The organism is Hahella sp. NBU794 (assembly GCF_050749805.1).
Classification (GTDB): Bacteria; Pseudomonadota; Gammaproteobacteria; order Pseudomonadales; family Oleiphilaceae; genus Hahella.
In genome coordinates this window covers 3,044,456-3,058,415 of sequence record NZ_CP192738.1, presented here as the reverse complement: position 1 = coordinate 3,058,415, position 13,960 = coordinate 3,044,456, and the positions used below count along the sequence as shown (strand labels likewise).

Sequence of the window (13,960 nt, the reverse complement as noted above, 5' to 3'; positions counted from 1 at the left end):
GTATTGACGTGTTAATAAGCGGGCGCATGAATGCGCCGGCGCGGCGATAAGCCGCGGGAGACAGGGCCTGACCCAGGCAGGACCTGCCGTTTGCGTACAAATAGAAGGACGCTACTTGTCTGCTGGATCAATCGATAATCGGGGACGGATATCGGTCCAGTTCTGCTCGATATAGTGCAGACAATCGGCGCGCCTGGCCGGACCGAGGACGTTGCGCCAACCAGGCGGAATCGAGGTGAATTGCGGCCATAAACTGTATTGCCCGCGGCTGTTGATCAGCACCAGAAATGGCAGGGATTCGTCGTCAAACGGGTTGGGCTGTTCTGTATTCATAGATGAGACTCCTTTAAATGCTATCGCGCCGTTACAGCGGCGTCTGATTAATCCGTCAGCCAGGTTGTTCCAGCAGCCAGCGCAGGCCTTCAATCAGTCCGCCGCGCCAGCAAAGCCAGTCGTGACCGCCTTCGAACAATTGGTAATTCACGTGATGGCCGGCGCGCTCCAGCTCTATGCGCAGGGTTTCATTGAGGTCGATCATCACATCCTCCCGCGCGCCGACTTCCTGATAGATGCGCAACGGCCGGGCGCTGAGGCGGCCCTGCGCCAGTTGCTCCGCCAGCGCGCCGCGTTCTCCGGGGCGACGCACTGCGCACTGCCCAAGCGGCGCATGCAGATACTCCACATAAGGCCACCAGAAAGAGCCGGACTGGCTCAGCACGCAGCCGAATCGCTCTGAAAACGCCAGCCCCGCGTACATCGCAGCCAGTCCGCCAAAACTCTGTCCTGCGACAACGGTGTCCATGGCGCGACTGGAAAACGGCGTCACGCTGGCCGCAAGCGGGATCAGCTCGTCCTGCACCGCCTCCCAGAAACGCGGGTTGCAGCAGAGTTCTTCACTGCGACGCTCGCCATCGATAGCATCGATCAACACATACACGGCGGGAGGCAACGCGCCCTGGCGGGTTTCATATTGCAAGGCGGAAAACGCCGGCATGCGGGTCGCCCAGTGCTGGCCATCCAGCAGAATGACGAGGGGACGTCGGCGAGGATCAAGGTTGTCGCCCTGCGCCTCTTCCGGGCTGAATATCCAGACTTTGCGGCGATTGCCCAGCGTTTGACTGCTCCAGTGCAGCTCCTGCAACAGCGCGCCGCTGTCGTCGCCTGGCCTGCTTTCCCCGGCGTCCAGACTGAGCCACGCCCTCTGCTCCGGCGCCTGCGGAAGATGCAGGGCGGACGCTGCGCCGCCCCAGCTGGCGCTATAGGGCTGATTGGGGTTAAGCGGATCGGCGATGGCCTGACTCATCACATCCCGCCACCATACGCGCTGGCTCATGCGTTGACGCTCTTCGCTACCGCTCCAACTCGGCGGCAGGTAATCTTTGGCGACAGGGGCCAGCGTGTAAGTTCCCCGCCAGTTGGCCGGTAAGGTCGTGCGCCAGCGCCACACATCCGTTCCCGCGATGCGCTCCAGGCTTTGCGGGTTGCGACTGCGATGATTCGTGACGGAGTTGACGTCGATATACACGCGCCGGATGGGCGAGCGATGTTCGTCGCCATGCGGATCTCGCCAGACAAAGGCCACCCGCGCCTGATCGTTGGCGAGGGGCTCCACCAGCGGCGTTCCTTTCTGTTGCAAAGCGCGCCACCAGTGTTCGTCGCCAATGTCGTCGCCTAACCCGAATGCGCTGAATTCAGAGGACGCAAGGGTCGACGTTTGCTTCAGGGACGATGGCTGCTGCACGGACGAGGACGGTTTTACGGACAATTGTTTTTGTATGGACGCTAACGGTTGTGTCGTCGATGACTCGTGTGAGATGGGGACCGGCATTCTGCGGTCAATGATCTCTGACATGGTTTTCACCTTCCCGGGACTGCGCCCGGCGTTCATTTCTTCCATCTGCGATGGACTCGCGGTAGTCAGGAACGGCAACGCGCTCGCTAACGCTTCCCTATCCCGCCCTATAACGGTAAAGCTGCGCCGGCTAACGAAATTTCCGCTCTGTCTGCATCAGTGTTGTTTTACATAATAATAATGATTATCATTTGCGTTCAATAGTTATTTGCGAATGATTCTCATTTAGACAATCATCCGTCCGCACTGCGCCGGCCTCCGATGCAGCTAGTCAGGAATACCTGCGGACATCCCCGAGGTCGTCATCCACCCTCCTCTTCGATCGCATTAACAGGGAGCCAAGCACTGGGCGCGCCCGCCAGCGGCGCACTGCAAAAACCAACCATTTGGGGAGACAATGATGTTCCTGTTTCGGGATAAACGATCGAATCCACGCCTGCATCCCTTGGCGTTCGCCACCAAAGTCGCCGTCACTGCGCTCGCAGGAGGCATGGCCGCCCATGCCGCGGCGGAAACTCTTGCGCTGGCGCAGCCGGATCGCGTCAAGCAGTCGGAAAGCACCACCCTGGCGCCAGTGGTGGTGACCGGTGAAAAGATCGACCGCGACCTGCAGGAGTCCACCAGCGCCGTCACTGTGCTGGACGACTTGAAAGTGGACACCGGCGAGACCCAGTCCGTCTTTGAGGTGGTGGATAAAGTACCGAACATGATTGCGAACCCCTACGGCGTTCCCAACATCCGGGGCGTTGAAGGCTCCGGCGCGGCCAACGGCAGCTTCGCGCTGGTGGCGGGATCGCGCCCCAAGGTCAGCACCAGCGTCGATGGCGTCTCTGAATCCTGGTTCGGCCAGGAGTATGTAGACGCTAATTTATGGGACGTGCAGCAGGTGGAAGTATTGCGTGGACCGCAGTCCACAACCCAGGGTCGCAATTCCATTGGCGGCGCGATTGTCGTGTTGACCAAAGACCCCACCTATCACTGGGAAAGCGCGGTCCGCGCCGGCTATGAGAACGCCGACAGCAAGCAGCAGCTCGCCCTGATGACATCCGGTCCTCTGATCGATAATGAACTGGCGTTCCGACTGGCCGCCAGCGCGTCCCAGGGAGAGGGTTATATTGACTACCCTATCAGCGGCCAGGACTGGCCCTGGGACCCGTCCGAGTCCAAGCGTTACAACCTGCGCGGCAAGCTGCTCTGGGAGCCTTCCGCGTTGTCTGGCCTGTCGGTGAAATTCACCGCCACACACCGCAGTCAGGAAGGCGAATATCTCAATTTCGTCAACGGCGACTTCTTTGACTATGAGCTGAATGGAGACGTGTCCAACACCCGTTATCAGGATTCGGACAGCGCCAGCTACGCCCTGGATGTGCAATACGCTCTCAACGATGCGTTGACCGCCTACCTGACATTGAACCACGCCAACACCCAGGCCAAGTTCGAGGAATACGCCTCCCGCGTTGGCGATATAGATCTGACACTGGATCTGGAGGAAAAAAGCAACTCGCTGGAAAGCCGTCTGGTGTACGACCCGGCGTCCGGTCCGCTAAGCGGCGTGGTGGGCGTCTACCTGTTCAAGCGCACTCAGAATCTCGCGGTGGACCCGGCCACTTTCAGTGGCGATGACGATGTCAGCACCGTTGCGGTGTATGGCGACGCCACTTTCGCGCTGACGGAACGTCTGGACTTGATTGTGGGCGGCCGTGTGGAAAGGGAAAGCCAGGAACGAAATATCCTCGCCTGGCCGGGCACCAGCTATGAAGGCCGCTTGCTGACTGATATCGGCGAAACCATGTTCCTGCCCAAAGCCGGCGTCAGCTATCAGGCCACGCCGCAGACGTTGCTCGGTTTTGTGGTGCGCAAAGGCTACAACCCGGGCGGCGGCTCTCTCGACTGGGATGACAGCAGCTTCTATGAATACGAGAAAGAAGAAGTCATCTCTTATGAAGCCAGCAGCCGCTCCAGCCTCTGGGATAACCGCATGACCCTGGGCGTCACGCTGTTCGCCAATGAATACGACGGCTACCAATCCATTCTCAATCGTCGTTTCGTGAATATTCCAGAAGGCCGCAGCTACGGCCTGGAAGTGGAAACCAACGCGCAATTGGCGGCGGGCCTGGAAGTGTTCGGCTCCGTCGGCTTACTGAAAACGGAAGTGACCCAAGCCGTTGACGGCAGTCCAGATATCAAAGGCAATGAATTCGGCTACGCCCCCAGCGTTAACGCCAACCTGGGTTTCACCCAATATTTCGACCAGGGCTACTTCGCCGGCGCCGACGTCAGCTATGTAGGCGAATACTACTCCGACGTCACCAACAACGACAACCTGACCGCCGGCGATTACGTGATCACCAACGTCAACGCCGGCTACGAAAACGACGACTTCACCGTACGCCTCTACGTGAAAAACCTGTTCGACGAAGAAGTCCTCTACCGCCAGACAACCACCTGGGCCTCCACCGAAGCCCAGGTCGGACCACCCCGCACAGCGGGCATCGTGGTCGACTACCGACTCTAGAGTGAGACTGCGCTCAAACCTACCCTAGAGCGCAGCAGACCGCCAAGGATGGCTGCAGCTGCAAACCTGCAATCAAAGTCTGTTTTTGGGTGAGCTATGCTCACCCTTTTTTTATTGAATAGCCTGAAACTTTCGACGCCTCAGCCCTCTGCTCTACTGCAATGAGAGGATTAACAGATTTATTACTCCGCCAGACTGTGGATAATTGCAGGACGATAGCGACTACGCTAAAAGCACTCGGAAATGGGAAGCAGCATGATACAAGATGTATTCAAATTCAGTGACAGGTGGAGATTTCACGAAGCGGATGAAAGCAATGGAGTGGCTCTGTGGAGCAACGAATTCGGAGATATCTTATCCGTAAATTATTAGGCCTGGCCCCTCTTGAAATAGAGCTGGAAGACTTAAAAGGATTAAGGGCGGTTAAAACCTTATACAAAATAAGAATGGACCCAACAGGGTTTGCGTTTTTGGGCTCTTATACACTCCCATTCGCCAATTGCTCATACGTAATTAAAGTTCAAGCTGTAGAGTCAGGGACTACAGGGATGAGAGAGTGCGCTGTTTTGCTGATCGAGGACTGCAAAGAAGCAGATGAAGAAACCGGAAAGTTAATCGGTTGGGAAGCTGACCCGTATGACGCGAACTATAAAGCAGACTTCATGGCGAATAGAGCCGATAACCCCAAGTACGATGAAAAATTCCCCGAACACCCTTTATCAAGAACTAGGGAATATTTGAAAGAGATTTTCGACGATATTGAATTTGATAACTCTTTAAAGGACCTACCTGCATTTGAAGGTCCTAAAAGAAGTAAAAGTAAGCCATGGTGGAAGTTTTTTGGCAGGTGAAAATCAAGGACTAACGCCAAGGCTCCAGAGTACACGTTACGAAAATTTCAGCAGGTACTCTGCTACCAAATATCGTATCCGAAACCTCCCTACTCCCATTCCCCCGTTCGCCCTGAGCCTGTCGGAGGGCTTTCCAGAGTGTTAATTCATAGATGGTTAACCCTAGCCTACGTTGAGTCCCCGGATTGAATACTGAAATTGGAGGACAACTTCGCCCTTTGTCGCCCAGGGAGGCCCTTCGACAGGCTCAGGGCGAACGGTGGTGGAGTTATTTTGAGCGAGGTGGCTGGAAGTTGAGTTTGTTGAGTTACAGAGCAGGATGCTGAGCGTTAGTATGGCATGTCCTAGGGGCAAATCTGCGCACCTTGGATATTGAGTTCGACTGATACCTCTCAGAAAGGGAAAGTCCAATCTCCTATCAATCGTACCCGGAACCTCCCTGCTCCCATTTCCCCCGTTCGCCCTGAGCCTGTCGAAGGGCTTTCCAGAGTGTTAATTCATAGATGGTTAACCCTAGCCTACGTTGAGTCCCCGGATTGAATACTGAAATTGGAGGACAACTTCGCCCTTTGTCGCCCGGGGACGCCCTTCGACAGGCTCAGGGCGAACGGTGGTGGAGTTAATTTGGGCGAGGTGGCTGGAAGTGGATTTTGTTGAGTTATAGGGCAGAATGCTGAGCGTTAGTATGGCATGTCCTAGGGGCAAATCTGCGCACCTTGGATATTGAGTTCGACTTATACCTCTCAGAAAGGGAAAGTCCAATCTCCTATCAATCGTACCCGAGAAACCTCCCTGCTCCCATTTCCTCCCGTTCGCCCTGAGCTTGTCGAAGGGCTTTCCAGAGTGTTAATTCATAGATGGTTAACCCTAGCCTACGTTGAGTCCCCGGATTGAATACTGAAATTGAGGGACAACTTCGCCCTTTGTCGCCCGGGGAGGCCCTTCGACAGGCTCAGGGCGAACGGTGGTGGAATAGGTAATGCTTACATCAATTCGTTGATGTGGATGAATTCAACTTCTTTCGGCAGCGCCGTCAGTCGTTCTTTGAGAAACTGCGGCCATAGATTTAGCGAGGCGACGTCCGCCAGTTTGACCCAGCGAAATAGGATGTCGACGTCTTGCTCTAGTCCTCTGATGTCCTGGCCGAAAGGGATGGTGTTGGGATTTTGCAGTGTAGTCAGGTAGTAGGTTGCGATTTCGTGGCTTTTGACGCCGCCGCGGGCGTAGAAGTCTTCCACGAACCAGAGTGGTCGGAGGATGTTGGCGGCGACGCCGAGTTCTTCCTCCAGTTCGCGGATGAGGGTGGTGTGGGAGAATTCGAAGAATTCCACTTTGCCGCCCGGTAGCGCCCAGAAGTCGCCTTTGACGACTTTATGCAGCAAGACGTGGTCATTGTGGATGATCACCGCCACGCTGCGGAATTTGAATCGCTTATCGCCGCTTTCGAATTTCAACGTCCCTCTCCTCTCATATGCTGATCCCAGCGCGCTTTCGCCCAATTGCAGGCGCATGAGCGAAAACGTCGGGGAGCCAATATCAGCTTCCGATTTCATCCAAAGTCAGAAACTCAACGCCTTCAGGCAGTGAGCGTAGTCGTGTTTTGAGGAAATAGGGAGCGACTTCGAAAGCCTCAAGTTCGCTGATTTTGAACCAGCGGAAGATAAGGTCGACATCTTCCTCCGCGCCGGGAACATCCTCGTTAAAAGGAATGGCGTCAGGATCGGCCAGCTCGGTCAGATACAGCGTGGCGATTTCGTGGAAACGCGTCTGGTGATATTGGAAAAAATTCTCGACATACCACAGTGGGCGAATCACGCGCGCCGACATACCCAGTTCTTCTTCCACCTCCCGAGCCACGGTGTCGCTGGAGAATTCGAAAAACTCCACGCGGCCGCCCGGCAGGGTCCAGAAATTATCCTGCACCGCTTTGTGCAGCAGCACATGATCCTGGTGGATAATCACCGCGGCGCTGCGGAAATTAAAGCGATTGTCGCCAACATCAAACTTCAACATGGTTTACTCCTTGAAAACCGATCTAAATATTTTCTCCAAATCGCCACAGAACGCCGCTGGGGTCCGTCAGGGTAAAATCCAGCATGCCCCAGGGCTGCTCCACCACCTCCGAAAGACGAACCTTGTATTTCTCCACTACGCCCGACTCCACTACCTTCTTCCGCCAGGCGTGAATATCTTTGACCAGAACATGCATCATGAAGTTTTCGGCGTGTTCCTTACGGTAAAAGTCCTGCAGTAAAAAGCTGCTATTCCCATGATGGAAATAAGCAACGCCGCCGCCATCGGAAGCCTGGGTAAAGCCGATATCCCGGTAGAAAGCTTTGGATTGCTCATAGTCTTTTGCCGGCACGAATGCCTTTATTTCCACGATGTCTTCCATGGGGTTTCCTCTTGCCGTGATTGAAGGGGATGAAGTCGCCGGCGCGCGGCGTTGTGACAGGCGCGGTTAGTGTACCCTTTTCGCATGTAAATCATAACCTTATATCCACAGGTCACATATACGCACTGTATCTCCTCATCGGCGCTTTCAGTCCTGCGCGCCTAGACAAAACAGCTGTGCGACCATTAAACGCCTAGGGATTCCTCCCTCCTTAAAACATCCCCTGTTTCCATGCCGCAGCCGCGTTCTATAGTGGCTGTTTGCGGCCGTACATTGGCGCCAGTGCGAATTTTTGCGCGGACGAAACGCCAAGCGCTAACTGGCGCTCATCAACATACTGATAAAAGGACTTAATGATATGGCGAACGAATCAGGCTCATCCCCCACGCTCATTACGGAACATGGCGATGTCTACGTCAAAAAAGGCAAAGATGCGGCGCTTCAACTCATCAGAGAAATGGAAAGTTACGCTGACAACCTTACGCCCACCCAGTCCTACGCCGAAACCCTGAGCATGTGGGGCGCAGTCGGCGCGATCGCCACCACTGTCGGCACAATGTCGTCAATCATCGGGTTGAAGAAGAAAGGCGTCGTCAATGAATTCGAGCTGGAGATCATTAATCACTCCAGCTACACCATCGCGCCGTTTCAAAGCAAATCCGACAACTTCGGTTTTCAACAGGCGGTGCGACCGTTAGTGCCAGGGGAAACCGGGTCGATCAAAGCAAAAACCTCAGGCTTTCAACCCGGTAAGTCCCATTACGAGTTCACCTTTATGATCGGCTCCAACGCCAGCAACTGCGTGGACGTGCATACCACCATTGAGTTGCGCAGCTCCGGCGTGTGGCGCTTAAACCACTTTTATATCGACGGCCGCGATCTCTGGTTCAACGAGGATGGCTACAGACGCGCCTACCTGGGTTTCGCCGGTAAAGACGACTACGCCTCTTTCAGCCTCAGCGACATGGGAGCGGACCAGCAGAAAGGCAAGGTCTCGCTGTTTTTCTCGGATTACGTGTGAGCCTCCCATCATCCCAACCAACACAAGGAATCCCCCATGGACATCAAGGACGCAAACCTGAACTACACCACGACCAACGGCTCCTTCTCCATCACCCAAGGCCACGGAACCGGCCAACAGGCGGTCAGCTCCTTCCACAAATACTATTTGAGCAGTTTCACCAGCTCCTCCCTGTCCCGGGACATAGAAGGCGGCGCCAGCGGCTGGGATAAACTGGGGGCCACCGCCAGCGTGGTCGGCGCTATCGCCGGTGTGGCGGGACTGGGTCTGGGCGAAAAAGGCAGCGAAGACCTCGTCGTATTCGATGTGAGAAACCTCAGCGCCATGCCGGTGGTGGCTTATGACGTCAACACGTTCGGCGGCGGCGTGTACATCGACAAAATCCCCTCGCCGTTAGGATCGGGCGAATCCTCCACCTGGGAGATTTCATCCAACGAAGAATTCGAACCCAATGAAGACAGCGCCGCCATCAGCTTTTTGATTGGCGACGCCAACCGGCATATCGATGTGACGCTTTACTACGCCATGGGCGGCGGCAACCGCTGGTATATACAGAAGGCGATTATTGACGGCGTGGCGTCCGCCCTGATTCCCACCTGCGACTACGGCGAAGACAACATGACCTGCCTGTGCTTCACCAGCGGCGACTACGAGACGCCCTCCTTCGCCATTTTCACCTACTCGGTGTTCTACGCCAGCGCCAGCAGCTATATCGTGTTTGCGCCTTATTGAGCCGCACGCAATTGCGTCAGCCTGACGCAGAAAAAGCAGAACGGTCGCCGAACGCCGATCTGCTACTGTTTATCCAACAGATTAATAGCTTCCTCACATGATTATTAAAATGATAGGGGCTAGGGGGGCTCTTAGTATCCGGACCCTATCACCGCATAGACGAAACCATGCGCCCCAATATAAGTCTATTCCCAGCCAGCGGATTCAGAACTAGGTTTGTACCAGCTCCAAGCAGTCTTCCATGAAACATGCCGTGAAGGCTTATCGCCCACTGATTTCCTGGGCGCAGGGCAAGTAATTGAGTCTACTTCCCAAGGCGGAGATACAGGAGAAAAATTACTTTTTCCTCCACTGAACCAGAATTGGACCCGATCCTGCACTGCTTTAACATTCCGGTTTCGGTATATCCACCGCAACTCAGACCCAGTAATAGAACGAATTTTCAAATCAGAGTCAGCTTTGCCTTTTGGTAAGTCTAACTCTAGGTAGGTTTTGGTAGCGACTTCCGCCATATTCATACCATCGAGGACAAAATGGATGTGTCCTCGATTCTTTCTAATAGTCCACTCAATACCAAACTTACTTTTGGCGCGCAGTATACTATTCTCTTCTTCTGGACCAAGCTTCAGCGCTGCCTCGTCCCCATGCTTCGTGCCCGCTTTGAGGGTGTCATAGTAGCGGGCATACTTATCATGCTGCTTGATATCCCCCAAAAACTCCTTCAGACCAGCTAGTTTCTCTGGAGTATCCGCATTCCTTGCCTGATAAGTATCCAACGTAAGCATATTTGGAAATTTAAGCTCCCCACGCACCATGAATTTATCTTTTTTTAAGCACCACTTAAGGAACTCGCCTCTCGGACCATGCAACCCATACGCTAAATCCCCTTCCTTAAAATCAATGTATGGCTCTCCTGAAAACGGCATTCAAATCTCCTTTTCACAATTATCACATCAAAGATTGTCAGAATATCCCCTACAGCCTGGGACATTAGGGTTTAGCGAGGATAATACTTATTATCCTTTACTCGTTCTTAAAATTACTTTGAGTAATAACGTGATGCGCTTTTCGACAATAAGCCTCGATCAATATAGAACAGACGGTCATTACCTTAACCAGCAGCAAGCGAAGGATAGCTATTTATATTTAGGGAACCTCTGAATAACTCCCAGAATCAGTCATAATACGGCAGTCCAACTCAGCAGGAACACTTTTCATGGATCAGATGACTTTCTCCGAAGCCGAATACCAGAATAAAAAGCGTAAGACCCGCCGGGAAATCTTTCTGGAGCGGATGGATAAGCTGATTCCCTGGGAACGGTTGGAGAAGAAGGTCGCCCGTCATTATCCCAAGGGTGAGAATGGCCGGCCGCCGTATCCGTTATCCGCCATGCTTCGCGTTCACTGCATGCAACTGTTCTATAACCTCAGCGATCCCGCGATGGAAGATGCGCTGTATGAGATTGAGTCCATGCGTCGCTTTGCTGGTCTGCGCCTGTCAGACCGATTGCCGGATGAAAGCACGATCCTCCATTTTCGTCACCTGCTGGAGCGTCACGGTTTAGGCAAGACGCTTTTCAAGGAAGTGAACAAACAACTACAGAAGCAAGGGCTGATGATGCGGGAAGGCAGCATTGTGGACGCGACGATTATTTCCGCCCCGAGCTCCACTAAAAACCAGAGCGGCCAACGCGACCCGGAGATGCGCCAGACCAAGAAAGGCAATGAGTGGCGCTTTGGTATGAAAATGCACATTGGCGTAGACAGCGCCCGGGGACTGATTCACAGCCTTGAAGCGACGGGAGCGAATGTCCATGACATCACAGTTGCGGGCAAATTGCTGCATGGAGAAGAAAGCGTCGTGTTCGGCGATGCCGGTTACCAAGGCATTCATAAGCGGGAGGAACACCAGAAGCGGGCGGGTGTCGCCTGGTTTATCGCGAGACGTCCAGGCGTGCGCCGCACACTGAGCAAAGAGCATCAGAGAATGGAGATGCTGAAAGCGAGCATCCGAGCCAAAGTGGAGCATCCATTCCGCTACATTAAGCAGGTGTTTGGTTATGGCAAAGTCCGCTATCGAGGCCTGGCGAAGAACAGGAATCGATTATATCTACTGGCGGCCTTCAGCAATCTTCTTACGGTGTGGAAAGAGCTGCGGATATAGGGCGATAGGCCCACTTCCGTCCTGAAAGGGGCGAAAGTTGTTGGAAAAAGCAGTATATGGTTGGGCCAAATGCACAATGGAGAGGGATATTGGGATAACTATGGGTTATTCAGAGGTTCCTTAGGCACTCGCCGACTCGGCGAATTAGCCGAGCAGCAACGGAAACGCCACTTCGCCCGCCGCCGACGCCCAGTTGCGCACCAGCTCCGCCACCATGGCGTTGGTGCTGGTCAGGCGCACGCCCGCGCGCTCCATGCGACGCCAGGACATCTCTTCGGCAATCTGGTTGGTGGAGCCGCATGCGTCACATACGACCTGCACGTTAAAGCCTTCCTCCACCGCGCTGATGGCGGGAGACACCATGCACACGTCCGTGGTCACCCCGGCCATCACGAAATTGCGCTTGCCTGTGCGGCGACAGGCCTCAGCGAATGCAGGATCATCCCAGGCGTTCACTACGCCAATGCGTTTGATGCGGGCGGCGAACGCGTCCGGGGCGATGGCTTCCAGTTCAGGCATTAGAGGTCCCTGCACGTCGACATTGGTTTCCTGACTGGAAGTGAGCACCAAAGGCATGCCCACGCCCTTGGCGAATGACGCCAGAATGATCACATTACGTCGCAGCAGCTCCAGAGGAGTCGTAGACGCCCAGGTGTTAGTACCGGTCTGGTGATCGATCAAAATCATAGCGGTGTCGTCAATGTTAAAGCGCTGCATCTCAGTTACCTCGTTAGTGGAGTCAGTGAGATACTACATTGATCCATTTGAAAGATAATGGCCGCGATTGCTATTCTCTTTTTCATCTTTGCAACAATAACCAACCACTATGAAAGACTTGTCCGCCTTGCAAAATGTCGCCCTGTTTGTGGAGGTGGCGCGCACCCGCAGCTTCAGCCGCGCCGCGGAGAATCTGGGTCTGTCGACAGCCACCCTGTCCCGACGTATCCGCGCGCTGGAGCGTGACTCAGGCATCAGCCTGTTCACCCGCACCACTCGCCGGGTGGAGCTGACGGAGGCGGCGCGCCGTTACTTTGAACGCTGCGAACGTCTGGTGGACGAAGCTTTCAACGCGCAGGAAGCCTTATTTGAGGAAGCCAAACGTCCGCAAGGTACGCTGCGACTGTCCATGCCGGTAGACCTGGGCGTCCACTATATCGCGCCGTTGCTGCCGGAATTCGCTCGCCGCTATCCGGGTATCGCCTTCGAAATCGACCTGTCGCCGCAGCATCGCGATCTGGCCAGCGAGCAGATCGATGTAGCGATTCGGCTCGGCGTGGTGAAGGATCAGAACCTGGTCAGCCGACGAATTGGCTGGATTGAGCAAGGCCTGTTCGCCTCCCCGACTTACCTGCAACGTCAATCCGCGCCTTCCCATCCCGATCAGCTCAGCGAGCGCGATTGCATCATCATTGGCGCGCAGGCTCAGGCGGCCTGGCGTCTGCAGCGCGCCGACGAAACAGTAGAAGTTACAGTTAAAGGTCGGTTCGCCGTCAACAATGTCAGCCTGATGCGCGTGCTGGCGGAATGCGGGTTCGGCGTCGCCAGCCTCGCCACAGTCCTGGCTCGCGACGCGCTGGCCGAAGGACGCTTAATCCCCATACTGACGGACTGGACTGTCCCCCGTCTGCCGGTACAGGCGGTCACGTCATCCCGCCTGCAAACCGCCTGCGCCAAAGCCTTTATCGATTATCTGGCCGACCGCTTCACCTCCATTTAAATCCATCCCGGGTTTCTGGTCCCACATGCCTTTGATCTGGGTCAGATTCCCCCCAAGGTCTACTGGATTCACTCAGTAATAGCGTTAATAATAAGAAGGTTTCTCAATCTCACTTTCATTTAAAGGCGGTCGTATGAGCACGTTCGAAAAGAAGCCTTTCCCTCTGGCGTTGGCGCAAGAGAGCGAAAGAGTGAAAGTTCACCTGTTACGCGGGGGCAAAAACCTGGAAATGCGTTTAACTTCCCTGGGGCTCAATGTGGGCTGCGAGTTAACCGTGCTGCACCGCAAGGGCGCTGACCTGGTGGTCGTGCGCGCCGATACGCGTCTGGCGCTGGGCGCCGGCATGGCGCAGAAAATCATGGTGGTGCGCGCGTGCGCCACAACCAGCGGTCATTGAGGAGCCTTCCCAAGAATGAGCAGCGTCAGTCTGAAAGATCTTAAAGTCGGCGAACAAGGCCGCGTCATGGGCTTCGGCGAAGGCGGCAAAAGTTATCGCCGCAAACTGTTGTCCATGGGGTTGACCCCCGGCGTCGAATTCAGCGTCACCCGCTACGCCCCAATGGGCGATCCAGTGGAAATTCTGGTGCGCGGATTTCGCCTCAGCCTGCGTAAAGACGAAGCAGGCAGCCTTCTTATTGAGAAGATCTAGCGTCCTCTGAAATACACGCAATCAGCCCGATCCCAAGCAGTTTTATTGGAGAGAGTAAGTCGAT

15 protein-coding genes are annotated in these 13,960 nt (G+C 54.9%); 8 read left to right on the top strand and 7 right to left on the bottom strand.

The features are described from left to right. Positions 1-111 precede the first annotated feature (111 nt). Complete coding sequence (locus ACQYWX_RS13660) at positions 112-333, bottom strand: MbtH family protein (protein ID WP_216738417.1); 222 nt, start codon at positions 331-333, stop codon at positions 112-114. Positions 334-388: 55 nt separating this feature from the next. Further along, a complete protein-coding gene (gene fes, locus ACQYWX_RS13655; RefSeq protein WP_431689162.1) occupies positions 389-1,852 on the bottom strand; it encodes an enterochelin esterase in 1,464 nt (487 codons plus the stop codon). A 397-nt stretch (positions 1,853-2,249) separates the two neighbouring features. Here fes and ACQYWX_RS13650 point away from each other — a divergent pair, with 397 nt between their 5' ends. Further along, the gene (locus tag ACQYWX_RS13650; protein ID WP_431689161.1) at positions 2,250-4,367 is read left to right on the top strand and encodes a TonB-dependent receptor; all 2,118 of its coding nucleotides are present in this window, start codon (positions 2,250-2,252) and stop codon (positions 4,365-4,367) included. Between the two features lie 329 nt (positions 4,368-4,696). Beyond that, positions 4,697-5,218 (top strand): hypothetical protein, encoded by a 522-nt coding sequence (locus ACQYWX_RS13645; RefSeq protein WP_431689160.1) that lies wholly within the window; start codon positions 4,697-4,699, stop codon positions 5,216-5,218. Positions 5,219-6,201: 983 nt separating this feature from the next. Here ACQYWX_RS13645 and ACQYWX_RS13640 read toward each other — a convergent pair. The 3 genes from ACQYWX_RS13640 to ACQYWX_RS13630 form a co-directional block, all read right to left on the bottom strand. Further along, entirely contained in the window at positions 6,202-6,672 is a 471-nt protein-coding gene (locus tag ACQYWX_RS13640; RefSeq protein WP_431689159.1) for an NUDIX hydrolase, read from the bottom strand. An 82-nt stretch (positions 6,673-6,754) separates the two neighbouring features. Further along, positions 6,755-7,231 (bottom strand): NUDIX hydrolase, encoded by a 477-nt coding sequence (locus ACQYWX_RS13635; RefSeq protein WP_431689158.1) that lies wholly within the window; start codon positions 7,229-7,231, stop codon positions 6,755-6,757. A gap of 22 nt (positions 7,232-7,253) precedes the next feature. Continuing rightward, positions 7,254-7,613, bottom strand: coding sequence for a VOC family protein (locus ACQYWX_RS13630; RefSeq protein WP_216738410.1), 360 nt, complete (start codon positions 7,611-7,613; stop codon positions 7,254-7,256). Positions 7,614-7,971: 358 nt separating this feature from the next. Here ACQYWX_RS13630 and ACQYWX_RS13625 point away from each other — a divergent pair, with 358 nt between their 5' ends. Further along, positions 7,972-8,634, top strand: a complete 663-nt coding sequence (locus tag ACQYWX_RS13625; protein ID WP_431689157.1) for a hypothetical protein — start codon at positions 7,972-7,974, stop codon at positions 8,632-8,634. 36 nt (positions 8,635-8,670) lie between these two features. Beyond that, on the top strand, positions 8,671-9,366 hold the full coding sequence (locus ACQYWX_RS13620; protein WP_431689156.1) for a hypothetical protein: 696 nt from the start codon (positions 8,671-8,673) through the stop codon (positions 9,364-9,366). Positions 9,367-9,551: 185 nt separating this feature from the next. On the opposite strand, the gene ACQYWX_RS13615 is transcribed toward ACQYWX_RS13620, so the two are convergent. Next, on the bottom strand, positions 9,552-10,292 hold the full coding sequence (locus ACQYWX_RS13615) for a hypothetical protein (protein WP_431689155.1): 741 nt from the start codon (positions 10,290-10,292) through the stop codon (positions 9,552-9,554). Between the two features lie 290 nt (positions 10,293-10,582). Here ACQYWX_RS13615 and ACQYWX_RS13610 point away from each other — a divergent pair, with 290 nt between their 5' ends. Beyond that, complete coding sequence (locus ACQYWX_RS13610) at positions 10,583-11,530, top strand: IS5 family transposase (RefSeq protein WP_431685803.1); 948 nt, start codon at positions 10,583-10,585, stop codon at positions 11,528-11,530. 144 nt (positions 11,531-11,674) lie between these two features. Here the strand turns inward: ACQYWX_RS13610 and ACQYWX_RS13605 are convergent, their stop codons facing one another. Beyond that, a complete protein-coding gene (locus ACQYWX_RS13605; protein ID WP_431689154.1) occupies positions 11,675-12,247 on the bottom strand; it encodes an isochorismatase family protein in 573 nt (190 codons plus the stop codon). 109 nt (positions 12,248-12,356) lie between these two features. Between ACQYWX_RS13605 and ACQYWX_RS13600 the strand changes: the two genes are divergently transcribed. From ACQYWX_RS13600 to ACQYWX_RS13590, 3 genes are all read left to right on the top strand, one after another. Then, positions 12,357-13,247 (top strand): LysR family transcriptional regulator, encoded by an 891-nt coding sequence (locus tag ACQYWX_RS13600; RefSeq protein ID WP_431689153.1) that lies wholly within the window; start codon positions 12,357-12,359, stop codon positions 13,245-13,247. Positions 13,248-13,380: 133 nt separating this feature from the next. Beyond that, on the top strand, positions 13,381-13,644 hold the full coding sequence (locus tag ACQYWX_RS13595; RefSeq protein WP_431689152.1) for a FeoA family protein: 264 nt from the start codon (positions 13,381-13,383) through the stop codon (positions 13,642-13,644). 15 nt (positions 13,645-13,659) lie between these two features. After that, positions 13,660-13,896 carry a FeoA family protein gene (locus ACQYWX_RS13590; RefSeq protein WP_431689151.1) on the top strand — a complete coding sequence of 79 codons (237 nt, stop codon included), beginning with the start codon at positions 13,660-13,662 and terminating at the stop codon, positions 13,894-13,896. The last annotated feature ends 64 nt before the right edge of the window (positions 13,897-13,960 follow it).